The sequence below is a fragment of the Pseudomonas sp. MPC6 genome, assembly GCF_006094435.1.
Lineage (GTDB): Bacteria > Pseudomonadota > Gammaproteobacteria > Pseudomonadales > Pseudomonadaceae > Aquipseudomonas.
This window is the reverse complement of the sequence record NZ_CP034783.1, coordinates 4,859,906-4,882,774: the sequence shown is the minus strand read 5'-3', so window position 1 is coordinate 4,882,774 and position 22,869 is coordinate 4,859,906. Positions and strand designations below refer to the sequence as shown.

19 protein-coding genes, 1 other RNA gene and 2 pseudogenes are annotated in these 22,869 nt (G+C 60.9%); 14 read left to right on the top strand and 8 right to left on the bottom strand.

Annotation, left to right across the window (positions count from 1 at the left end; genetic code table 11):
- The first annotated feature begins 156 nt into the window (after positions 1-156).
- Both ELQ88_RS24510 and ffs read left to right on the top strand, forming a co-directional pair.
- Positions 157-1,320, top strand: a complete 1,164-nt coding sequence (locus tag ELQ88_RS24510) for a putative zinc-binding metallopeptidase (RefSeq protein ID WP_138968337.1) — start codon at positions 157-159, stop codon at positions 1,318-1,320.
- 198 nt (positions 1,321-1,518) lie between these two features.
- An RNA gene (gene ffs, locus ELQ88_RS24505) (signal recognition particle sRNA small type) lies at positions 1,519-1,615 on the top strand.
- Between the two features lie 181 nt (positions 1,616-1,796).
- Here the strand turns inward: ffs and ELQ88_RS24500 are convergent.
- A complete protein-coding gene (locus ELQ88_RS24500) occupies positions 1,797-2,111 on the bottom strand; it encodes a helix-turn-helix transcriptional regulator (RefSeq protein ID WP_064678859.1) in 315 nt (104 codons plus the stop codon).
- 417 nt (positions 2,112-2,528) lie between these two features.
- Here ELQ88_RS24500 and ELQ88_RS24495 point away from each other — a divergent pair, with 417 nt between their 5' ends.
- Positions 2,529-4,229, top strand: a complete 1,701-nt coding sequence (locus ELQ88_RS24495) for a GGDEF and EAL domain-containing protein (RefSeq protein WP_138968335.1) — start codon at positions 2,529-2,531, stop codon at positions 4,227-4,229.
- Positions 4,230-4,315: 86 nt separating this feature from the next.
- Here the strand turns inward: ELQ88_RS24495 and ELQ88_RS24490 are convergent.
- Positions 4,316-4,504, bottom strand: a pseudogene (locus ELQ88_RS24490) (amino acid ABC transporter substrate-binding protein); the annotation flags it as partial.
- A 143-nt stretch (positions 4,505-4,647) separates the two neighbouring features.
- Between ELQ88_RS24490 and dnaX the strand changes: the two are divergent.
- Positions 4,648-6,744, top strand: coding sequence for a DNA polymerase III subunit gamma/tau (dnaX, locus tag ELQ88_RS24485; protein ID WP_138968333.1), 2,097 nt, complete (start codon positions 4,648-4,650; stop codon positions 6,742-6,744).
- Between the two features lie 66 nt (positions 6,745-6,810).
- Positions 6,811-7,149: a YbaB/EbfC family nucleoid-associated protein gene (locus ELQ88_RS24480; protein WP_128871276.1), complete on the top strand. Its 339-nt coding sequence runs from the start codon at positions 6,811-6,813 to the stop codon at positions 7,147-7,149.
- Positions 7,150-7,337: 188 nt separating this feature from the next.
- Here the strand turns inward: ELQ88_RS24480 and ELQ88_RS24475 are convergent, their stop codons facing one another.
- Positions 7,338-8,828, bottom strand: coding sequence for an aldehyde dehydrogenase family protein (locus ELQ88_RS24475; protein WP_138968331.1), 1,491 nt, complete (start codon positions 8,826-8,828; stop codon positions 7,338-7,340).
- 273 nt (positions 8,829-9,101) lie between these two features.
- Between ELQ88_RS24475 and ELQ88_RS24470 the strand changes: the two genes are divergently transcribed.
- Entirely contained in the window at positions 9,102-9,356 is a 255-nt protein-coding gene (locus ELQ88_RS24470) for a DUF1652 domain-containing protein (RefSeq protein WP_138968329.1), read from the top strand.
- 50 nt (positions 9,357-9,406) lie between these two features.
- Here ELQ88_RS24470 and ELQ88_RS24465 read toward each other — a convergent pair whose 3' ends face one another.
- Positions 9,407-9,763 (bottom strand): hypothetical protein, encoded by a 357-nt coding sequence (locus tag ELQ88_RS24465; RefSeq protein ID WP_128871273.1) that lies wholly within the window; start codon positions 9,761-9,763, stop codon positions 9,407-9,409.
- A gap of 342 nt (positions 9,764-10,105) precedes the next feature.
- On the opposite strand from ELQ88_RS24465, the gene peaA reads away from it, so the two are divergent.
- From peaA to peaD, 4 genes are all read left to right on the top strand, one after another.
- Positions 10,106-11,686 (top strand): quinohemoprotein amine dehydrogenase subunit alpha, encoded by a 1,581-nt coding sequence (peaA, locus tag ELQ88_RS24460; protein WP_138968327.1) that lies wholly within the window; start codon positions 10,106-10,108, stop codon positions 11,684-11,686.
- An 82-nt stretch (positions 11,687-11,768) separates the two neighbouring features.
- Complete coding sequence (peaB, locus tag ELQ88_RS24455) at positions 11,769-13,199, top strand: quinohemoprotein amine dehydrogenase maturation protein (protein ID WP_128871271.1); 1,431 nt, start codon at positions 11,769-11,771, stop codon at positions 13,197-13,199.
- A gap of 1 nt (position 13,200) precedes the next feature.
- Complete coding sequence (gene qhpC / locus ELQ88_RS24450) at positions 13,201-13,524, top strand: quinohemoprotein amine dehydrogenase subunit gamma (protein WP_008027961.1); 324 nt, start codon at positions 13,201-13,203, stop codon at positions 13,522-13,524.
- A 41-nt stretch (positions 13,525-13,565) separates the two neighbouring features.
- Positions 13,566-14,684, top strand: a complete 1,119-nt coding sequence (gene peaD, locus ELQ88_RS24445; RefSeq protein WP_128871270.1) for a quinohemoprotein amine dehydrogenase subunit beta — start codon at positions 13,566-13,568, stop codon at positions 14,682-14,684.
- 111 nt (positions 14,685-14,795) lie between these two features.
- Here peaD and ELQ88_RS24440 read toward each other — a convergent pair whose 3' ends face one another.
- Complete coding sequence (locus tag ELQ88_RS24440; RefSeq protein ID WP_138968325.1) at positions 14,796-15,197, bottom strand: lysozyme inhibitor LprI family protein; 402 nt, start codon at positions 15,195-15,197, stop codon at positions 14,796-14,798.
- Between the two features lie 225 nt (positions 15,198-15,422).
- On the opposite strand from ELQ88_RS24440, the gene ELQ88_RS24435 reads away from it, so the two are divergent.
- Positions 15,423-15,911: an SRPBCC family protein gene (locus ELQ88_RS24435; RefSeq protein ID WP_128871268.1), complete on the top strand. Its 489-nt coding sequence runs from the start codon at positions 15,423-15,425 to the stop codon at positions 15,909-15,911.
- Positions 15,912-16,554: 643 nt separating this feature from the next.
- On the opposite strand, the gene inhA is transcribed toward ELQ88_RS24435, so the two are convergent.
- On the bottom strand, positions 16,555-17,250 hold the full coding sequence (inhA, locus tag ELQ88_RS24430; RefSeq protein ID WP_138968323.1) for an isonitrile hydratase: 696 nt from the start codon (positions 17,248-17,250) through the stop codon (positions 16,555-16,557).
- Positions 17,251-17,339: 89 nt separating this feature from the next.
- On the opposite strand from inhA, the gene ELQ88_RS24425 reads away from it, so the two are divergent.
- Positions 17,340-18,323, top strand: coding sequence for a GlxA family transcriptional regulator (locus ELQ88_RS24425; RefSeq protein ID WP_138968321.1), 984 nt, complete (start codon positions 17,340-17,342; stop codon positions 18,321-18,323).
- Positions 18,324-18,406: 83 nt separating this feature from the next.
- Positions 18,407-18,568, top strand: a pseudogene (locus ELQ88_RS34815) (IS110 family transposase); the annotation flags it as partial.
- Between the two features lie 94 nt (positions 18,569-18,662).
- Here ELQ88_RS34815 and ELQ88_RS24415 read toward each other — a convergent pair.
- The gene (locus tag ELQ88_RS24415) at positions 18,663-20,489 is read right to left on the bottom strand and encodes a glycoside hydrolase family 15 protein (RefSeq protein WP_138968320.1); all 1,827 of its coding nucleotides are present in this window, start codon (positions 20,487-20,489) and stop codon (positions 18,663-18,665) included.
- The gene (locus ELQ88_RS24410) at positions 20,482-21,282 is read right to left on the bottom strand and encodes an SDR family oxidoreductase (RefSeq protein ID WP_138968318.1); all 801 of its coding nucleotides are present in this window, start codon (positions 21,280-21,282) and stop codon (positions 20,482-20,484) included. The genes ELQ88_RS24415 and ELQ88_RS24410 overlap by 8 nt, the downstream gene beginning before the upstream one ends.
- 409 nt (positions 21,283-21,691) lie before the next feature.
- Here ELQ88_RS24410 and ELQ88_RS24405 point away from each other — a divergent pair, with 409 nt between their 5' ends.
- The gene (locus ELQ88_RS24405; protein WP_138968316.1) at positions 21,692-22,864 is read left to right on the top strand and encodes an MFS transporter; all 1,173 of its coding nucleotides are present in this window, start codon (positions 21,692-21,694) and stop codon (positions 22,862-22,864) included.
- Positions 22,865-22,869: the final 5 nt, after the last annotated feature.

The following is a 22,869-nucleotide window of genomic DNA, read 5'->3' as shown; positions in this document are numbered from 1 at the left end:
ACAGGGATCACCGGTGTACAGATGAATTGTGGTCAACGCCAACCCCCTGTAGGAGCTGGCTTGCCAGCGAAAGCAATATCAGCCCTCTCACAAAAATCGGGAACGATCGATACCCATTCATGATCTAGTCTTGGCCAGTCCCAGGGAGAGATCGCCATGTACCGCTTCTTCGAACAGCTCAGCTCACGCATCGCCGCGCCGTTCATGGCCGAGAGCTCGCGCAACAGCAAAGTCTGGCAGTGCCGGTGCGGGCAGTCGCTGTTCTTCCGCAACAGCCAGTGCCTGGCCTGTTCGGCGGCCCTGGGTTATCAACCCGAGCAGGGCCGCCTGTCCTCGCTGCAGCCCGGCGTGCACGCAGACACCTGGCTGCTCGACGCCGATCCCGAGGCGGGTATCTTCCGCCGCTGCGCCAATCTCGACTCCCCGGCTGCCTGCAACTGGCTGCTCCCCGCCAACGACCATGACGCGCTGTGCATCGCCTGCAGCCTGAACCACACCATTCCCGACCTGTCGATTGCCGAAAACCCCGAACGCTGGCGCAAGGTCGAAACCGCCAAGCGGCGCCTGGTCGCGCAGTTGGTCAGCCTTGGCTTGCAGGTGATTGCAAAAAACCAGGATGAAGCGCGCGGCCTGGCCTTTGACTTCATCGGCGTCGACCTCGAAGGCCAACCCCCGACCACCGGCCACGCCAACGGCCTGATCACCCTCGACATCAAGGAAGCCGACGACGCCCATCGCGAACAGGTCCGGGTGCAGATGCACGAACCGTATCGCACGCTGCTCGGGCACTTTCGTCACGAGGTCGGGCATTACTACTGGGACCGGCTGATCGCCAACAGTCATTGGCTGGAACCGTTCCGCGGCCTGTTCGGCGACGAACGCGCCAGCTACGCCGAGGCCCTCGAACAACACTATCAACAAGGCGCGCCGCTCGCCTGGCAACAACAGTACGTCAGCGCCTACGCGAGCATGCACCCGTGGGAAGACTGGGCCGAAACCTGGGCGCACTATCTGCACATGATGGACGCCGTGGACACCGCATTGGGGTTCGGCATGAGCGCCCGGGAACTGGACTTCGACTACCAGCCCTTTCCCTCCAGCACCCTCTACGACCCGCAGCATCCCGGAGGCGCGGCGTTCCTGTCCTTCGTCAACGCCTGGATCGAACTGGCCGGCATGCTCAACGAACTGTCGCGCAGCATGGGTCAGCCGGATTTCTATCCGTTCGTCCTGCCACCGGCGGTGATCGCCAAGCTGCACTTCATCCACCTGGTGATCCAGCAGGAGGGGGGCAGGGCGGATGAGGTGTTGGCGCAATAGATCAGGCGATCGCAACCTTCGGATGCATACCGCTCCCTGTAGGAGCCGCCCCGCGAAGCGAGGCTGCGATCTTTTTAAAGCTCACTGCATGTCCTTGAGCCGACTCATTTTTTTTAATCTGGCCGAACGGTTGTAACTTCGTCTCAGATAGGTACAATGGCGCGGCTCGCCAACTGGTGAGTGTCGTTATGGTGACCCCATCGGTCCCCCCGCAACGATTACCCGTGAACCTGGTCAGATCCGGAAGGAAGCAGCCACAGCGGGAACATTGTGTGCCGGGGTGTGGCTGGTGGGGTTACCACCTTAACGGGCCGCGAATCCCTCTCGCGTTATCTGCTTAAAACTACTTTCCTGTTGCTCTGCCATGGATATCGTCCAGGCGGATCTTTTGTCGTTTCCGGTTGTTGAAGTCATACCTGAAAAAGGAGGCCGACCTGTCGAACCAACAAGTCGGCCTCCTTTTTCCATTCCTGGCACTAAGGCTTGGACAAGGCCTGATCGACCGCCGCAATCAGCTTTCCCAGTTCCTTTGGGCTGGCTTTATGAATGACGCCAAACAGGTACGCCCGCTGTTCATCTTCATCGCCCGGATCGGCAAAAAAGGCTTTCAGCTTCACTCCCAGCACCTCGGAAAGCAGGAACAGGGCGTCCACGCTGGGGGTATAGGTGCCGGTTTCGAAGCGACTGATGGTTTTGGGGTCAAAACCGGTTTTTTCGCCGAGTTCAGCCTGAGTAAGCCCCGCGACCTTGCGGTAACGCCGGATGGCTGGACCCAAACTTGAAATGTGCATCGCTTAATTCCCATTTGGAATCAAGAACTTAACGATAGATTTGGTTCATGACAACCGCATGATCCATCACCTTATCTTGCAAAATGTGATGCATTTCGTAGAATTGCCGATCCGAAAAGACTTTCGATGACCTGTTGTTGAACGCGGGCGCGATGCTAAAAAGCCAGCATGCGTTCTCATTCAGGGCAAGCAGGCAGACCCAAAGCCGCGCTTGAACCTTGTAGAAATGCTAGCTGAATTGGTCTTTTTTGTCCTTTCGCACGGCCTTTCAGATTAGGTGATCTTCGGCTGTCCGGGGCCATCAAACGCTGTTCATGGAGTGACCACGTGTTTCTGCGCAATCCATCACAAAACATCTCTTCCGGGCATCCTGCACTGGTCGAGCGGTGCCACCGCTAGCCACAACGAGCCTGACTCATGGATGAGAAATACCGCAGGGCGGTGGATGCAGCCGCTATTTTTTCCGAGACGGACCTGAGCGGCCGGATCACCTACGTCAACGATCAGTTCTGTGCGGTGTCCGGTTATAGCCGCGAGGAACTGCTGGGGCAGAACCATCGTTTGCTCAACTCGGGCCTGCACTCGGCTGAATTCTTCGCTGGCCTGTGGCGTACCATCGCGCTGGGCAGCGTCTGGAAAGGCGAGATTTGCAATCGGGCAAAGGACGGCAGCCTGTATTGGGTCGAAAGCACCATGGTGCCGGTACTCGATGACGCTACTGGAAAGGTTGATCGTTACCTGTCGATTCGTTTCGACATCAGCGAAAAACGTCAACTGCTGCATTCCTTGCAATGGCGGGTGGGTCACGATGTGCTGACCGGACTGCCCAATCGCGCGTTTCTCTCGGATTTGCTGGATCAGGCCCTCGAGTTCTCGCGCCAGGAAAACATCCCGCTGGCGGTGTGCATGGTCGATCTCGACGGCTTCAAGGCGGTCAACGATGGCTACGGGCATGCCAGTGGCGACCTGTTGCTGGTGGAAGTGGCCAAGCGACTGCGCAGCATCGTGCGCGGCGAAGACGTGGTGGCCAGGCTGGCGGGTGACGAGTTTGTGCTGGTGCTGCGTTACGTGCGTGATCTGCCGGAGATGCGCGCGGCACTGAACCGGGTGTTGGGCGCGATTTCGGCGCCGTATACGCTGCTTGGCAAAGAGCTCAATGTGTTTGCCAGCATTGGCGTCACGCTGTTCCCCCACGACAACGAAGATGCCGAAACCCTGCTGCGTCATGCCGATCAGGCGATGTACCTGGCCAAGCAGGGTGGGCGCAATCGTTTTCATCTATACGACGTGTACCGGGATCGGGAAGTCAAGGTCACGCACCAGACCATCGAGCGAGTGCGTCAGGGGCTGCTGGCGGGAGAATTGCGTTTGCACTTCCAGCCTCGGGTGAGCATGCGTCGCGGCGAGGTCGTCGGTTTCCAGGCCGTGTTGCGCTGGGAACACCCTCAGGATGGCATGGTGCCCTCTCGGAATTTTCTGCCGTTGGTCGAGGAGACGGACCTGATCATCGATATTGGTGAATGGGTCATGGATCAAGTGCTTTCACAGCTGCACCGCTGGCAGCAGGCGGGGCAGGGCTGGCCGGTGAGCATCAATATCGCGGCGCGTCATTTTCAGCGGGCGGATTTCGTCGACCGGCTCGGTGAGATGCTCGCCCGGCATGCCCAGGTTGCACCGCAGATGCTCGACCTGGAAATTGTCGAATCGGTGGCGGTCGAGAATATTCAACATGTCAGTGCCTGTCTGCAGGCTTGCCAGGCGTTGGGCGTGCGGTTTTCACTGGGGGATTTCGGTACCGGATATTCGTCGCTGAGTTACCTCAAGCGATTGCGGACCCAGACCATCAATATCGATAAGTCCTTTGTCCGCGACATTCTTCATGATCGAGATGACCTGGCATTGACCACCGCAGTCATCGGCCTGGCCCGGGCGTTCGGGCGGCAAGTGGTCGCCGAGGGGCTGGACAGTATCGAGCAGGGTGAATTGCTGATGCGGCTGGGCTGCGACGTTGCCCAGGGCCATTGCATCGCACGACCGATGCCGCCGGAGGAAGTGTCGGCCTGGGTACAAGGGTATGTTGCGCCGCTGCAATGGCGGGTACAGCAGCAGACAGCCTGAACCTATTTATCAGGCCTAAGAAGATCAAAATGTGGGAGCGGGCTTGCTCCCACAGCCTATCGTTTGTTCGCCTCGCCAGCGGAGGGCTCCGCACCCACATAAAGCCGGGTCGGGTAGTTATAGCTGTGGTCATGCAAAATACCCTGGGTCGGGCGGCCGCGTTCCAGTTGGACCATCGGCATTGCCCAACTGTCGGGCAACACGAAGCGCAGCGGCGCTTCGGCGCCCGCCGAACTCCAGCTCATCAACAGTAATGCCCCCAAGGCGAGCCGCATAAACGCTCCGGTCCTGAACAATCCCTGGCCGATAAAAGCCCTCGAAGTGCATCTTAGCCAGATTAGACGAGCACACCGGATGCAATTTCGGCCTTGCTCCGCTAGCATTAGCCGCTTCTGTTCCTTAGTTGCGACGGTTTTCGATGAGTTATCAGGTTCTTGCACGTAAATGGCGTCCGCGCTCGTTCGGCGAAATGGTCGGCCAGACCCATGTGCTCAAGGCTCTGATCAATGCCTTGGACAGCCAGCGGCTGCACCATGCCTATCTGTTCACCGGTACCCGCGGCGTGGGCAAGACCACCATCGCGCGGATCATCGCCAAATGCCTGAACTGTGAAACAGGTATCACGTCGACGCCTTGCGGCGAGTGCTCGGTGTGCCGTGAGATCGATGAAGGCCGTTTCGTCGACCTGATCGAGATCGACGCCGCGAGCCGGACCAAGGTCGAAGACACCCGCGAGCTGCTCGACAATGTGCAGTACGCCCCGAGTCGCGGGCGCTTCAAGGTCTACCTGATCGACGAAGTGCACATGCTGTCCAGCCATTCCTTCAATGCGCTGTTGAAAACCCTCGAAGAGCCGCCGCCCTACGTCAAGTTCATCCTGGCCACCACCGACCCGCAGAAACTTCCTGCAACGATTCTGTCGCGATGCCTGCAGTTCTCCCTGAAAAACATGACGCCGGAGCGCGTGGTCGAGCATTTGACCCACGTGTTGAGTGTCGAGAACGTGCCGTTCGAAGACGATGCGCTGTGGCTGCTGGGCCGCGCCGCCGATGGGTCGATGCGCGATGCCATGAGCCTGACCGACCAGGCGATCGCGTTTGGTGAAGGCAAGGTCATGGCCGCCGACGTGCGGGCGATGCTCGGCACGCTCGATCACGGCCAGGTCTACGACGTTTTGCATGCGCTGATCGAGGGCGACGCCAAGGCGTTGCTCGAAGCCGTGCGTCACCTGGCTGAACAAGGCCCGGACTGGAACGGCGTGCTCTCGGAAATTCTCAACGTGCTACACCGCGTCGCTATTGCCCAGGCCTTGCCTGAAGGCGTCGACAACGGTCACGGCGACCGCGATCGGGTGTTGGCACTGGCCCAGGCACTGCCTGCCGAAGACGTGCAGTTCTACTACCAGATGGGCCTGATCGGTCGCCGCGATTTGCCGCTGGCGCCGGACCCCCGGGGTGGTTTCGAAATGGTCCTGCTGCGCATGCTCGCGTTCCGGCCGGCAGACACCGCCGACGCCCCGAGGCAGCCGCTAAAGACAGTAGGGATCAGCCAGGCCACAGTTGATTCCGCCCATTCAGTGGCTGCCGCGCGAGTGGTTGCGCCGGTAGCGGCTGTGGCAGTTGCACCAGTCGTCTCTGCGCCGGTTGCGCCGGTAGTTGCTCCAGCTCCAGCTCCAGCTCCAGCTCCGGTGCAGGCAGCCGTTGCACCGATCGTTGTGCCGGAGCCGATTATTGAGGCGGTAGCGGTCGAGGCGGTCGTCGACCTGCCTTGGAACGACCCGGTAGAACCTGAAGTCGTCCAGCAGCCCGCGGTCGAACCGGTTCTGGAAACGGCTGCTGAACAACCCGAATTGCCGCCGATGCCACTACCGACGCCCGACAGCGTCGTGCCGGACGCCCCGGAGTGGGCCGCTGCGCCGATCCCGGAACCCTCCGTGAGCGAAGTCGAGGCTGCGACGCCGGGCATGGACCAGGACGACGAGCCGCCGCTGGACGAGGATTACATCGAGCCGGACATCGATTCGTCCTACAGTTACCTGGACGAGCTGGCCAGCGAGCATGCCGCCGAGCCGGCTCCGGAGCCCGAACCGGAACCGGCCGCCATGCCGGCGACCGGCCTGGCCCTGCAGTGGCTGGAGCTGTTCCCGAAATTGCCGATCTCCGGCATGACCGGTAGCATCGCCGCCAACTGCACCCTGATCGCGGTCGATGGCGACAACTGGCTGTTGCACCTGGACCCGGCCCACAGCGCCTTGTTCAACGCGACCCAGCAACGTCGTCTCAACGATGCGCTGAACCAACATCACGGGCGCACGCTGAGCCTGAGCATGGAGCTGATCAAGCCCGAGCAGGAAACGCCAGCCCAGGCCGCGTCCCGCCGTCGTGTCAATCGTCAGCGCGAGGCCGAGGAATCGATCCATGGTGATCCGTTCATCCAGCAAATGATGCAGCAGTTCGGTGCGGTGGTCCGTAACGATACTATTGAACCTGTCGACGCCCTGGTCAGTCAGGGCTAATAACTGAAGGCGTTTGGCCCCAACGGCTGGACACTGTTTTTATCCAAGTACTTTGAGGTGATTACCATGATGAAGGGTGGCATGGCCGGCCTGATGAAGCAGGCGCAGCAGATGCAGGAAAAAATGGCCAAGATGCAGGAAGAACTGGCCAACGCCGAAGTGATCGGTAAAGCCGGCGGCGACATGGTCACCGTGGTCATGACCGGTCGTCACGACGTCAAGCGCGTGACCATCGACCCAAGCCTGGTCGAAGGCTTGAGCGAAGACGACAAGGAAATGCTGGAAGCGGTATTCGCCGCCGCCGTCAACGATGCCGTGCGCAAGATCGAAGCCAACAGCCAGGACAAGATGGGCAACATGACCGCGGGCATGCAACTGCCACCGGGGATGAAACTGCCGTTCTGACGCGTTATTCCTGAACAAACTCGCCCCCCCTGTAGGAGCGAGCTTGCTCGCGAAGGACGTCAACGATAACGCGTTCATCCTGAATAAACGCGTCGCCATTGAGACCATCGCGAGCAAGCTCGCTCCTACAGAGGGCCGCGTTCGCTCAGGTCGAACGCGTTATCGTTGCCATTCCCTCGGATAGCGGGTCACAGCTTGATCAACACCGACTTCAACTCGGTGTAATGCTCGATCGCCGCATACCCCATCTCTCGCCCGACCCCCGACATCTTGTACCCGCCGAACGGCAGCGCCGGGTCCAGGGCACTGTGACAGTTGACCCACACCGAACCCGACTTGATCCGCGGAATCATCCGGTGGACCGCCGCCAGGTCATTGGACCAGACGCTCGCGCCCAACCCGTAGGGGCTGTCATTGGCCATGCGCAACGCATCGGCTTCGTCGTCGAACGGAATCGCCACCAGCACCGGGCCGAAGATTTCTTCCTGCACCAGCGAGTGCTTCTGATCGACATCGACAATCACCGTCGGCTTGACGAAGAACCCCGGCCCGAACTGCTCGCCGCCGCAGGCGATGGTCGCGCCACTTTCCCGGCCCATTTCGATGTAACGGTAAACCCGCTCCTGCTGGCGCGCCGAGATCAACGGCCCCATCTCGACGCTCGGGTCCAGGCCGTTGCCGAGCTTCATGGCGTTGGCGATGTCGGCGATGTCCGCCACGACATTGTCGAAGTGCTTGCGCTGCACATACAGCCTGGACCCGGCACAGCACACCTGGCCCTGATTGAAGAAAATCGCGCTGGCGGCGCCCGCGGCGGCGGTCTTGAGGTCGGCATCGGCCATGACGATGGTAGGGGATTTGCCGCCCAGTTCCAGGGTAACCCGGGTCATGGAGTCCATCGCGATCTTGCCGATCTGCTTGCCCACGGCGGTGGAACCGGTGAAGGTCAGCTTGTCCACCAGCGGGTTGTGGGTCAGCGCCGAACCTGCAGTGATGCCCGTGCCGGTCACCACGTTGAATACGCCTTCGGGATAACCGGCTTCCAGCACCAGTTCGGCCAGCTTGAGCGCGGTCAACGGGGTTTCGTCGGCGGGCTTGAGCACCACGGTGCAGCCGGTGGCCAGGGCCGGGCCGAGTTTCCAGCAGGCCAGCAGCAGCGGGAAGTTCCAGGCGACGATCGCGCCGACCACGCCCACGGCTTCGCGACGGATGAAACTGTGGAACTGATCGTTGGGCATCAACGGCATCGACACTTCGACGCTGGAACCTTCGATCTTGGTCGCCCAGCCGGCCATGTAGCGCAGGAAGTCGATGGACAGCTGCACGTCCATGACCTGGGCCACCGCGGCACTTTTGCCGTTGTTCAGGCATTCCAGTTGCGCCAGCAGTTCGGCGTCGCGCTCCATCAGGTCGGCGAGTTTCCACAGCAGGTTCTGCCGCTCCCGCGGCCGGGTGCGGGTCCAGGCCGAATCGTCGAACGCCTGGCGGGCGGCAAGTACGGCGCGGTCGACATCTTCAGGTGTGGCCCGTGGCACCACGCACAGCACTTCGCCGGTGGCCGGGTTGTGCAGGGGCATGGTCTGACCGTCGGCGGCTTCGACCCAGTCACCGCCGATAAGCATGCGCGGGGCGCGCTGGATGAATGCCGAGGTGGCGGGAAGCAGATAGGGGAGGGACATGGCGAGGCCTCTTGTTGTTCGTGAGAACAGCGCTTTCGCAATGGCTGTGCCAAGTGCCCGCAAAGTGCCAGGCCGCCCTTTGTCGGCGGGGTTCAGGGGCACTCAAAGGGATCGAGGGGCGGCGGGACTGTTGCAAATTGCGACAATATGAGACGACGAGCAACCGGGTTGCGACCTTGAGGGTCTCATTATTGAGGAATAGAATTTTCTGGCTCGGTGGATGAAATGACGAACCGTTCATCCGGCAACCTATCTGGCGCGAGGGAGGTAGTAATGTTCCTTTCAACCCTGGAAATTCAAAACATCATCGAACACCAAATGCTGCCCGCCGTGTGCACGTGCGTCATGGAGGCAGACCAGTCCCTGACTATTCGGGTCTGCGACTGCATGACTGGCCAAGTGGACCTGGTGGCGACCCATGTGCCCCTGTGGACACTGGACAGTCCCCATGCCATCGCCTCGCTGGTGGCGGAACTGCGACAGGAAATCGAGGCGCACAAAAGCATTCACCCCACCTATAGCATCTGAATGGGCGTCAGGCCGCACCGTCGGGATCCGGTGCGGCCTGCGCTGATCGATCAGCTGGAAAACTGCCGGTAAATCTCATCATAGGTGCTGCCATTCACGGCAGCGAGCAGCTTCCTGTCATCCTTGAGTGTCGCCAGAAAAGTCACTTCGGTTTCCTTGCCGGCCAACATGAAACCGGCAATGGCCCCGATGGGACCGAGCAGCATGGCGCCGGCGACGCCGAAGCCGATGGCATCCTTGATGTTGTTGATCGAGCCCTCGTTGGCCACTTCTACGCTCTTGAATGAAGAGAGCGCCAGGGTAATGCCGGGCCACGGGTGAAGCGCCGTCCTGAGGGTGAAAACGCCGTCCCTGTACTCTCCATCACCCTGCAGAAAGTCCCCCGCCAGGACAGTGATGCTTGCCATTTTGTATCCCCTGTCGGCAATCGGTGAATACCCATTTCGCACCTGCGCCGGGTTGTCGTCAATCGTCGGTCGATGAACTGTTCCGGCGGCGGCAACTATGCTGTCTCAGAGTGCTACACCTGTCGCGATATTAGACGCCGTCGATCTCGTCCAGCCGCGACTCGCAGGCCTTGTCCTCACGTAACTGCTTGATAGAAAAGGTTATCGGTAAGCTGGCACGCTCCGTGTATTGCTCATCTCAGACGTTTCTCTTGCCTCCGTCAGCGGTCCGCCGCCGACGGCAGAAACCATAAAAACGAGAAGCCACAAAAATAAGAAAGCACCGTGCGAGGTTCGACGTTGATGAAGAGAAAACTCCGATCAGGCCTGAGCGCCAGCTTGCTGGCATTGGCGGCCTGTGTGGCGCTGCATTCGCCCTACAGCCTGGCAGCTCGCGACGCCCAGACCATCCTCAAGGAAACCTGTCAGGGCTGTCATACCCCCGAAGCCGACAATGCCCTGAGCCGTATCAGTCACCAGCGCAAGACCCCGGAAGGCTGGCTGATGAGCATCGCCCGGATGCAAACCATGCACGGTTTGCAGATCAGCGATGACGACCGCCGCACCCTGGTCAAATACCTGGCCGACACCCAAGGCCTGGCGCCAAGCGAGACCGACGGCGTACGTTATGCGCTGGAGCGGCGGCTCAATACCGTCGAGAAATTCGACGACCAGACCAGCCAGATGTGCGGCCGCTGCCACTCCGGTGCGCGGGTTGCCCTGCAACGGCGTCCGGCCCAGGAATGGGAGCGTCTGGTGAATTTCCATCTCGGCCAATGGCCGTCCCTGGAATACCAGGCCCTGTCCCGTGACCGCGACTGGTTCGACCTGGCCCGCAAGGAAATGGTGCCGCTGTTGGCCAAGCGTTATCCGCTGGACAACCCGGCCTGGAAAAAATGGCAGGCCGGCGCGCCGAAAGCCGAGACGTTGGTGGGCGACTGGAGCTTCAGTGGCCACTTGCCAGGCAAAGGCGAGCTGGCGGGGGTGATGAGCGTCACCGCCGATGCGGGAGACACGTTCAAGGTCAGCGTCAAAGGCCAATACGCCGACGGCAGCCCGTTCAACGGCGACGGCAGCGCGATTCTCTACACCGGCTACGAATGGCGTGGCAACGTGACCATCGACGGCGTGACCATGCGCCAGGTGTTCGCCGCCCAAGGCAACGCGATGCAGGGCCGGATGTTCGAGGCCGAGCACGATGAGCGCGGTCTCGACTTTGTCGCCGCCAAGCAGGGCAGCAGTCGTTTGCTGGCGGTGCAGCCGGGTTACCTGAAGGCTGGCGCCGAGACTGAAGTCACCCTGATCGGCAGCGGTCTCACCGGCAAGCCAGACTTTGGCAAAGGTGTGACAGTGGTCGAAGTCGTCGAGCAGACCCCGGAACGGATAAAAGTCAGGCTCAAGGCCGCTGCCAATGCCCAGCCAGGCCTGCGCAACGTCACCGTCGGCACGCTGAAAGGCGCGACCCTGTCGGTCTACAGCAAGATTGCCCAAGTCAAGGTCGTGCCCGCATTCTCGGTGGCGCGAGTCGGGGACGGCGGTGGCTCGACGCCGAAAGTCCAGGGCAGGTTCGATGCCGAAGCCTGGGGCAAGGGCACCGATGGCAAGCCGTTCCGTATCGGCGTGTTCCCGGCGCAGTGGTCGGTCGAAGCCTTCGACGATCGGGCCAGGGAAGATGAAGACGTCAAGTTTGCCGGCACCATGCAGGCTGACGCCGGCGTGTTCACACCGGGCGATGCCGGACCGAACCCGCAACGCAAAATGTCCACCAACAATGCCGGCAACCTCAAGGTGATCGCCGCTGTCGACGACGCAGGGAAATCCCTGACCGGCGAAGGCCAGATGATCGTCACCGTGCAACGCTGGAACAATCCACCCATTCCATGAGTTGGCCGATTCCATCGGTTTTCAGACACTTTTCGGAATGACCGCAAGCCCCGTCAAACGGGGGTTGCACAGGAGGTTTGCAATGGGCGCTATCTTGAATCTGGTCGAACGCAACCTGCACGAAGTGCACGTCGACGCCGACCGCATGCTGTTCCACATCCCCAGCAGTTCGCTGTTCGCCAGCGATGAGCTGACGGGCACCATCATCGACACCTTGCGCGGCCCAGGCTGTACCTCGGACGACCTGATCCAGCGCTTGGCCGCGCGCTTCAACGGTGAAGAAATCACCGAGACCCTGCGCGAGTTGATGTCCCTGGAACTGGTCAGCGACGGCTCGCCGCTGACCCCGGACATCGGCACCAAGCGGGTCGAGCGCACGGCGATCAATACCGTGGTGCTCAACGTCAACACCGGCTGCAACCTGAGCTGCACCTACTGCTACAAGGAAGACCTCGACAAGCCCTCGGCCGGCAAGAAAATGGACATCGATACTGCGGTCGCGTCGGTGGAAATGCTGCTGCGCGAATCCCCGGATGAAGAGCGTTTCACCGTGGTCTTCTTCGGTGGCGAGCCGCTGAGCAATCGCAAGCTGATCGAGTACATGGTCGACTATTGTGAAAAGCGGTTCCGCGAGGCGGGCAAGTTCGTCGAATTCGTGATGACCACCAACGCCACGTTGCTTACCGAGGAGACCGTGGACTACCTGAATGCCCACCGGTTCGGGCTCTCGGTCAGCATCGACGGACCAAAAACCGTGCATGACCGCAACCGCATCACCGTGGGCGGGCAGGGCACGTATGACGTGGTGCGGCGCAAGGCCGAGATGCTGCTGTCGCGCTACAACAGCCGCCCGGTCGGTGCGCGGGTGACCTTGACCACCGGCGTCACCGACGTCGAAACCATCTGGGATCACCTGTTCAACGAACTGGGGTTTGCCGAGGTCGGGTTTGCCCCGGTGACCTCCGGCGACATCAGTACCTTCAACCTCTCCAGCGACGAACTGATCGAGGTCTTCGCCAGCATGAAGAGGCTCGGTCGGCGTTACCTGGAAGCGGCACTGGAGCACCGCAACATCGGGTTCTCCAACCTGCACCAACTGATCACCGACATCCACGAAGGCCACAAGAAAGCCCTGCCCTGCGGCGCGGGCCTGAAGATGCTGGCGGTGGATCACAAGGGCGAGCTGAACCTGTGCCACCGCTTTACCGGGTCATCGTTGCCGACCTTCGGCAACGTCCACAGCGGTGTGAAACAGGTCGAGCTGAACGACTTCCTGTCCCAGCGCCTGGACCGCAGCAACACCGGCTGCGAAGACTGCCAGATCCGCAACCTGTGCTCCGGCGGCTGCTACCACGAGAGTTACGCCCGTTACGGCGACCCGACCCACCCGACCTATCACTACTGCGAACTGATGCGTGACTGGGTCGACTTCGGCATCGAGGTCTACACCCGGATCATGGCCCACAACCCTGCGTTTATCAGCAGCTACATCACTCCGCGCAAGGCTCACTGATATGAAACATCTCAAGGCAATCAATAACAAGGCGCTGAAACTCGACGAGGCCGCGGCCGAAAACCGCATCGAAGAAGTGGTGGCGATGAGTTCCGTCGCCGGTTGTGCCTCGACCACCGACCCGGGCTGGGAAATCGACGCCTTTGGCGGCGTGTCGTCGCTGTGCCAGCCGATGGAAGCCGACCTGTATGGCTGCTCCGACCCTTGCTGGTGGCCGGCCCAGGTGCCCGACATGATGAGCACCTACCCGGACTGGAACAAGGATGCCCAGGCGTCCAACGACAATTGGCGCAACCTCGGGACTGTCTTTCCAAAAGACAAATGATCGTCCATAGAAAGCAGCCGGACAGATAAGAAGGATTCCCCATGCACAGCATCAAAGCCTGCGGCCTGGCCGCGTTCGCCGTCCTGAGCGCCTGTTCGCTCAGCGTTCTGGCGGATGAAAACACTGCGCTCGAAACCGGTCACGAGTACATGGTGACCACCAATTACCCGAACAACCTGCACGTGATCGACCTGGCCACGGACACCCTGTTCAAGACCTGCAAGATGCCCGACGCCTTTGGTCCCGGCAGCGTGCAGTTGTCGCCGGACCGCAAGACCGCCTACGTGCTGAACAATCATTACGCCGATGTCTACGGCGTCGAACTGGACAGCTGCAAGCAGGTGTTCCACGCCAGCATCACCCAAAAGCCGGGGGAAAAAGCCAGGTCCATGTTCGCCTTCACCGTCAGTCACGACGGCAAGGAATTGTTCACCATCGCCAACCCGACGCTGATGCTCAACGATCGCTACGAAGTGCAACAGCCGAGGCTGGACGTCTACGCCACCGACGCCGGCCTGGACGCCAAGCCGCTGCGCAGTTTCCCTGCGCCCCGCCAGTTGACCATCATGCAGAGTGGCGACGACGGCACGCTGTATGTGGCGGGGGCGGATATCTACAAGGTCGATGTCAAGACCGGCAAGTTCGACGTGCTGATTCCGAGCCGTCACTGGAAGCGCGCGAACTACAGTGCGCCGGACGTGCTTTACGTGTGGAACCAGCAGACGTATCGACATGATTTTTCGCTGCTCTACACCGCGGCGAAATTCAAGGACAAAAAGCAGGACCCGGCCACCGCCGAGTACCTTTACGGGCTGTTCAGCATCGACCTGAAAACCGGCAAGACCGAAACCACCGACTTCGGCCCGCTGACGGAAATCTACTTCAGCGGCATGCGCTCACCGAAGGATCCGAACCTGATGTTCGGCGTACTCAACCGTCTGGCCAAGTACGACATCAAGCAGAAGAAAATGCTCCAGGCGGCGACACTGGATCACTCCTACTACTGCATTTCCTTCAACAAGGACGGGAGCAAGATCTACCTGGCCGGGACGTTCAACGATGTGGCGATCTTCGATCCCGAGACCATGAAGCAGATCGGCAGCATCAAATTGCCGGGTGGGGATATGGCGATCACCACTGCGCAGATATTTGTCCGGTGATGCGGCGACTGCACTGACGCCTTCGCCGGCAAGCCGGCTCCTACAAGAGATCACGCAGAACTTGTAGGAGCTGGCTTGCCAGCGAAGAGGTCCTCAAAAGCACTCGAGAACTTACTGCCCAGGCACCGGGCACCCCAAATCCCCCTCCTGACACTTCAAGTAATTCTTGAACGTCTCCACCCGCGCCTTGGTCAGGTCAGTGATGCAATTGCCGTGGATCAGCGGATAAGCACTGCCTCCTTCCACCGCCGAGGCGGAAAACCTGCATTCGGCATCCCGAAACGAAACCCACGCTCGCTGCGCCCCCACCATTAGCTTTTTGCTCTCGGGATTGGCCTTCAATCGCGCAGTGATCTGTTGGTAAAGCGCATTCAACTCCTTATCCGCCTCCTTGTGCTGCTGCGCCGCGCACTGGTTCATCGATACCTGATCCGCGGCATTGTCGCAGTCTGCGGCATGGGCAAGGGGGGCGAACAGCAAAGGAGTCAACGCCAGAAGGACGCGTGGGTGCATGAAGATTCTCGCTGTGGGCATGGAAATAGAGCGCAGTGTAGCCAAGCAGATGGCCAACCCCTAGAGACCCCCTGTGCTGAAGGGAGAAATGCAGGGAAATTGCGAACTTACCGCCGTAAATGCAGCCGAATACTACAGACAGGGTTGCTTGCGCAGCCCGATTGATTCAACTTAGGGGTGGTCTTGTGGTCTTACAGGCCTACTGTTCAGTACAGGAGGTGACTTATGAATCCAGCATCAGATCGCATCGAAAGGAAGATCCTGCTCAAATCGCCGCGTTCGCACGTGTGGCGTGTGCTGGCCAATGCCGAAGCGTTCGGCCAATGGTTTGGCGTGGCGCTGGAAGGCAAGCGTTTTGTCGCCGGCGAATGGACCCAGGGGCAGATTACCTACCCCGGGTATGAGCACTTGCTGTGGAATGTACTGGTAGAGCGGGTCGAGCCGGAGCGGGTGTTTTCGTTTCGCTGGCACCCCTATGCCGTAGAACCGGACGTCGATTATTCCCAGGAACCCACCACATTGGTGAAGTTCGAGCTCGAGGACATGGATGAGGGCACCTTGCTCAAGGTCACCGAGTCCGGGTTTGACCACATACCGCAGAGCCGCAGGCTCAAGGCATTCCGCATGGACAGCCGTGGCTGGGATGAGCAGATGAGCAACATCGAAGAATTTCTGAAAACCACCGCCAAGGCTCGCGAACATCAGGGAGAGTGATCGCTGCATGTTCGAACCCTGGTTGAAACGCTGGGCGCTGGTGCCGGACGCCCTGGCTGCCCAAGGTCAGCGGCAAGTCGCGGAACTCGCGGCTTCCATGCTCGCTATTTGAAGTGGCTATTTGAAGTGCTCAAGGTTATTCGACAGGGTGGGTATAGCGAATGTCTTACACGCGATGGTAACGATGTCGTCTATTACCGATTGGATCCGAAGCGTACTATCACCTCATCAACTGAAGCACAGGAAGTACTTCAGGATCACGGATGATCGACCATCGCAAGGAACGCTTCCGACAGGGAGTCGACCATGGTCTTGGGAAACCCGCTTCGGCGGGTTTTTTTTCGTCCGTTTGAAATGCCCCTGCGAACTTTAGACTTTAATGGTCAATCGCTTACACCAGGGTGCTGGTATGTCCTCTGTTCATGCCTGGGCAATGCACTTATTCTGGATCCATCAACTGAGTAGCAGGATGCACTCAGGATCACGGATGATCGACCATAGGCCTGGATGGCCGTAGACAGGATGTCGTATGGTCTTGAGAAACCCGCTTCGGCGGGTTTTTTTGTGACCGACAGAAAGTCCTCAGTGCATCACTCTGGCCCAGGAACACCGGCAGCCATGACTGACTGCCGGCCGGAATGGATCAGCGTGCAGGCATCTGATCGAGCTTCGCGGCTGCTCGTGCGGTGATTTCGCCGCGTAATTTCAACGAATCGGCCGCCCGCTGCCGGGCTTGCTCCAGCACGCTGCCCGGGGCCGTTTCAGGACTGCCCGAAGCAAACGGCGGTGCCGGCGCGTATTCCAGCTGCAACTGCACCAGTTGCGCCGTGTCCTCATCAAACAACTCAGCCGCGAGGGTCAGGGCAAAATCGATCCCGGCGGTGATCCCGCCACCGGTCAGCAGATTGCCGTCGCGCACGACCCGGTCCTTCACCGCAATGGCGCCCAAGGGTGTGAGCAGGTCGTGATAGGCCCAGTGAGTCGTGGCACGCTTGCCCTTGAGCAGACCCGCTGCGCCGAGCACCAGCGCGCCGGTGCACACCGACGTGACATAACGCGCATTAGCCGCCTGAGCCTTGATGAAGTCCAGCGTCTCGTCATCCTCCATCAGCGGCCCGACGCCGCTGCCGCCGGGAATGCAGATCACATCCAGGGCCGGGCAATCGTCGAAGGTAACGGTCGGTTTCAGCACCAGGCCGGTGCTCGCAGTGACCGGCACCAGGTTCTTCCAGATCAAATGCACCTTCACGTCCGGCAGCGAGGCCAGCACGTCGTATGGGCCGGTCAGGTCCAGTTGCTGAAGCTGGGGGAACAACAGAAAACCGATCTGCAACGTCATGATGTTTTTCTCCTGAAGTGGGTGGACGGCTTCACTCTAGGCTCGTAGGATTTGGCGCATACGCCAATCACCCCACGAATTACGCCAAAATGCCGAAAATCATCCGCGTCCTCGCCTTTGCCAAGGTGCAACTGCTCGATGTCACCGGCCCGTTGCAGGTGTTCGCCTCGGCCAACGACATTGCTGGCCAAAAAGGTTTACCGCCGCCCTATGCGCCGACAGTCATCGCCAGCGGCGGTGGGGCGGTGATGTCGTCCGCGGGGCTGGCGCTGCTGGCCGAACAGTTGCCCGATGGGGGCAGTGACACCTTGGTCATCGCTGGCGGCTGGGGTGTCTATGCCGCGGCGGAAGATGCGTCGCTGGTGGCTTGGGTGCGTGAACATGCAGCGGGGTGTCGGCGGGTGTCATCGGTCTGTACCGGGGCGTTTTTGCTGGCGGCCAGCGGCTGGCTCGATGGCCGGCGGGTGGTGACCCACTGGACCCGCTGCGAGCAGTTGGCGCAGCAGCATCCACGCTTGCGGGTCGAACCCAATCCGATCTTCATCAACGACGGGCCGGTGTGGACCTCGGCCGGCGTCACTGCCGGTATCGACCTGGCGCTGGCCATGGTCGAAGAAGACCTCGGCCGCAGCATGGCCCTGGAAGTCGCCCGGCAACTGGTGGTATTCCTCAAGCGTCCGGGTGGCCAGTCACAGTTCAGCGTGACCCTGTCCTTGCAGAAGGAGGGTAACCGTTTCGACGACCTTCACGCCTGGATCAGCGAAAACCTCACCATGGACCTCGGCATCCCGACCCTGGCCCTGCAGGCCGGCATGAGCGAGCGCAGCTTCGTGCGCCACTACCGCGCCGACACCGGTCAGACCCCGGCCCGGGCGATCGAACTGATCCGGGTCGAAACCGCCCGGCGCTTGCTCAGCGACACCGGCGTGCCGATCAAACGGGTGGCGATGCAGTGCGGGTTCGGCAGTGAAGAGACACTCCGACGCAGTTTCCTGCGAGCCATGGGCGTGACGCCGCAGGCCTATCGCGAGCGTTTTTCCGTCAGTGCTCAAGCAGATCCAGTAATGCCTTGACCGTCGCGTCGGGCGCTTCTTCGGGAATGTTATGCCCGACGCCTGCAGTGCTCCTCAACCACCGTCAGGCTTCGGCTTCCGCCACCTGGAAACCGTATTATGAGTCCTATCTGGCCAGAGGCTTGGCAAAAACCCAAGCCCTGGTCATTCTCGCCCGCAAGCTGTGCCGGGTGGCATTCGCACTCATGAAAAACCAAAGCGAATACCAGCCGAATTTAAGGTTGCAGGGTTCCCCTGCAACATAGAATCTCCCACATTTGCTCCGAGGTGTTCTCAACTCGTGTGTTCACTCGCGATTAATGTGGGAGCGAGCTTGCTCGCGAAGGGGGCGACGCGGTCTTATGGCTGCCAGTAATTCTTTTCCCCACTCAATTTTCGATCGAGAAAACACGCCGCGCTGATCAGCGCCAGATGCGTCAGCGCTTGCGGTGTGTTGCCCAGGTGCCGGGCATGGCTGTCGAATTCTTCGGCATACAACCCCAGCGGATTGGCAAACCTCAGCAGTTGTTCAAATTCCAGATGGGCCTTCTCCACCTGACCCGCCCGGGCCAGGCATTCGACGTACCAGAACGAGCAGGCGGCAAACGCGCCTTCGGTGCCGGCGAGGCCGTCGATCCCGCTGTCTTCGTTGCGGTAGCGGTAGACCATGCCGTCGCGTACCAGGGTTTTTTCAATGGCTTGCAGGGTCGACAGCCAGCGCGGATCCTTGGCGCTGACGAAGCGCACCAGCGGCATCAACAGCATCGAACCGTCGAGGGCGGTGCCGCCGATGTGCTGGACGAAGTGCCCACGTTCCTCGTTCCAGAAATTTTCCCAGATGTCGGCGTAGATCGCCTGGCGGGTCTGGTCCCAGCGAGCGAACGGGGCGGGCAACGAGCGTTTGGAGGCGAGACGGATGGCGCGGTCCAGGGCTACCCAGCACATCAGCCGCGAGTGCAGGAAGTGATGTTGCTCACCGCGCATTTCCCAGATGCCCACATCTTTTTGCTCCCAGGTTTCGCAGACTTGATCAACCACTTCCACGGCGTGTTTCCAGCCCTCATGGGAGATGGCGTCGCCGTATTTATTGACCAGGTACACCGCGTCCATCAGTTCGCCGAAGATGTCGAGCTGGATCTGATCATAAGCTTGATTGCCAATACGCACTGGCACCGCGCCGCCATGGCCGGACAGGTGCGACAGTTCGGTTTCCGGCAACTCCTGGCGACCGTCGATGCCGTAGAGGATGTTGATTTTCATCGGCTTGCCGTGGCAATCGCTGACTCGCCCGCGCAACCAGCGCATGTAGTCGTTGGCTTCCTGGACGTATCCCAGGCGCATGAAGGCGTAGACGGTAAATGACGCATCGCGGATCCAGGTGTAGCGATAGTCCCAGTTGCGCTCGCCGCCAGGCGTTTCCGGCAGACCGAAGGTGGCGGCAGCGACGATTGCCCCGTGTTTGCGCGAGGTCAGCAGCTTCAGGGCCAGGGCCGAGCGATTGACCATTTCCCGCCAGCGCCCCCGGTAATTGGATTGGCCGGACCAGTCGCGCCAGAACTTCAGGGTGCGCTCCAGGCACAGGGTGGCGCCTCCTTCCTTGAAACGCGGATCGTCGATGCCGCCGAGCAGGAACTCGGCATGCTGGTCCTGTTCCAGGGTGAATTCGGCAACCGCCGCGTTGCCATCAATGCGCAACGGCTGATCCGAAGTCAGGCGCAGGGATGGCTGATCGCTGGCCTCGAAGATCACGTGTTGTTCATCCAGGCGCGCACGGGTCTGGGCGCGGGCGTAATCGTGCCGCACGGCGCAACGCATATGAAAGGTGACCCGGCCACTGACCACCCGCACCCGCCGCATCAACACCGGCAGATCATCCTCGCTGTCGCCGATGGGCAGCAGGTCGGTGACCTCGACCACCGCGTGCTCGCTGAGCCAGCGGGTTTGCAGCACGTTGGTGTCCGGCAGGTAAATCTGCTCGCGGCGGGCGTCGGGCAGGTCTGGCGCCAGTTGGAAAATACCCGCCTCGGGCGTGTCCAGCAGCGAGCAGAAGATCGACGGACTATCGAATTCCGGCCAGCAGAAAAAGTCCACGCTGCCCTGGTCGTTGACCAGCGCCGCGCTGCGCATGTCGCCGATGATGCCGTGGGCGTCGATGGCGCTTTGTCGTTCAAGAGGATGATCAGCCATTGCCGCGAAACTCCGGATAGAGGCTCATGCCGCCGTCGATGAACAAGGTGGTGCCGACGATGTAGTCGGAGGCATCGCAGGCGAGGAAGACCACCGCACTGGCGATATCTTCGACCTCGCCGACCCGGCCGTAAGGGATGAGCTTGAGCAGTTCCCGCTCGGCGGCGCCTTCAGTTTCGCAACGGTTGATCGCGGTGCGAATCGCCCCCGGCGCGATGCCGTTGACGCGGATTCGCTGGTGGCTGACTTCCTGGGCCAGGGTCTGCATCAGCATGTCGACGCCACCTTTGGACGCGGCGTAGTTGACGTGACCGGCCCAGGGGATGCGCTGGTGCACCGAGCTCATGTGGATGATCTTGCCGGCGGCCCGGGACACGCCTTCGCGAACACCTTGCCGGTTGAAAATACGCAGGGCGGCACGGGCGCAGAGGAACTGCCCGGTGAGGTTGACACCGATCACCTGGTTCCAGTCGGCGAGGGTCATGTCGACGGTGGCGGCGTCTTTCTGCATACCGGAATTGGCCACCAGAATGTCCAGATAACCGAAGGCGTCAAGGGTTTGCGCAAACAGTCGTTCGACGTCGTCCTCTTTGGAAACGTCGGCACCGATGGCGATGGCGCGGCCACCTTCATCATTGATCTGCCGGGCCAGTGCTTCGGCGGGTTCAGCCTGGGAATGGTAGTTGATCACCACTGCGGCACCGGCAGCGGCCAAGGCCTTGGCAGCCGCGGCGCCGATGCCGGAACTGGCGCCGGTGACCAGGGCGACTTGTTGGTCGAGGGAAAGCTGCATAAATGTCAGCACCTTGAGTTGAGGGCCTAAGTAGCTGACTGGGCAAATGCATCAAGAGTTCAGCGGCAGATCAAAAGATCGCAGCCTGCGGCAGCGCTTGCATTGACCGCGTTTATTCACAAAATTTTGGCATTCCGACTCTCTGCAGGCGCTGGCTTTTCGGATCGCCGCACCGCAGCGAAGGCGGCCTTGAGGCTTGCAGCGCCCATGAAGACGCCTTCGCCAGCAAGCCGGCTCCTACAAGGGCCGGCGTTTTCCACAATCCAGCGGTACGCAAGTGAAGGAGCAGGCGCTGCCGCAGGCTGCGATCTTTTGATCTTCAAGGCGTTCACATTCAGCCAACAATTACCTGCTTCCCCCACGATCGGCCTTATGGCAACTTGCAGGCCCTTGTCGAGACCTGCACCCCATGGCAAACCCCTACCGCGAGCTATTCAAAGCCCCTGGCGCCCGGGCTTTTGTACTGGCCGGGATGATCGCGCGCATGCCGATTTCCATGACCGGCATCGGCCTGATCACCATGCTCTCGCAACTGCAGGGCGGGTACGGATTGGCGGGTGCGGTGGCCGCGACGTTTGCCCTGGCGACGGCATTTTGCGCACCGCAGGTTTCACGCCTGGTGGACCGTTTCGGGCAGCGGCGCATTTTGCCGGTCTCGGCGCTGGTCGGTGGCGGGGCGCTGTTGCTGGTGTTGCTCTGTACCCGCCTGCAGGCGCCGAACTGGACCTTGTTCCTGTTCGCCGCGCTGGCCGGTTGCATGCCGAGCATGTCGGCGATGGTGCGGGCCCGCTGGACCGAGTTGTATCGCGGTCAGCCCCAGCTGCAAACCGCCTATGCCCTGGAGTCGGTGCTCGACGAGGTCTGTTTTATCGTCGGGCCGCCGTTGTCGGTAGGGTTGTGCGTGGTGGCGTTTCCCGAAGCCGGACCCTTGGCGGCGTTGCTGATGCTGGCGCTCGGAGTCACCGCGCTTGTCCTGCAACGCGCCACCGAGCCGCCGGTGCATCCCCATGAAGAACACCATCAGGCTTCGATCATTCGTTCCAGCGAGATCCAATGGCTGGTGCTGTTGATGATCGCCATGGGCACCATCGTCGGCGTGATCGATGTGGTCAGCGTCGCCTTCGCCCAGCAGCAGGGGCAACCGGCGGCGGCGAGCATTGTGCTGTCGGTGTATGCCGTCGGTTCGTGCATGGCCGGGCTGGCGTTCGGCGCGTTGCGCTTGAAAGTGCCGTTGCCCCGGTTGTTCCTGTATGGCGGGGTGGCGACGGCGGTGACCACCTTGCCGTTGCTGCTGGCGGCGAACATTCTCGGGTTGTCGCTGGCGGTGTTCGTGGCCGGGCTGTTTTTCGCGCCGACACTGATTGTAGCGATGGCGTTGGTGGAGCGAATCGTACCGCCGGCCAAGCTCACCGAGGGCCTGACCTGGCTGGTGACCGGGTTGAGCATTGGTGTGGCGATCGGCGCGGCCAGTTCGGGGTGGCTGGTGGATGCCTTTGGCGCCCGCAGCGGGTTCTGGGTGGCGATCGGGGCCGGGGCCGTGGTGCTCGGTTCTGCAGTCCAAAGCCATCGTTATTTGAAATAGAGATC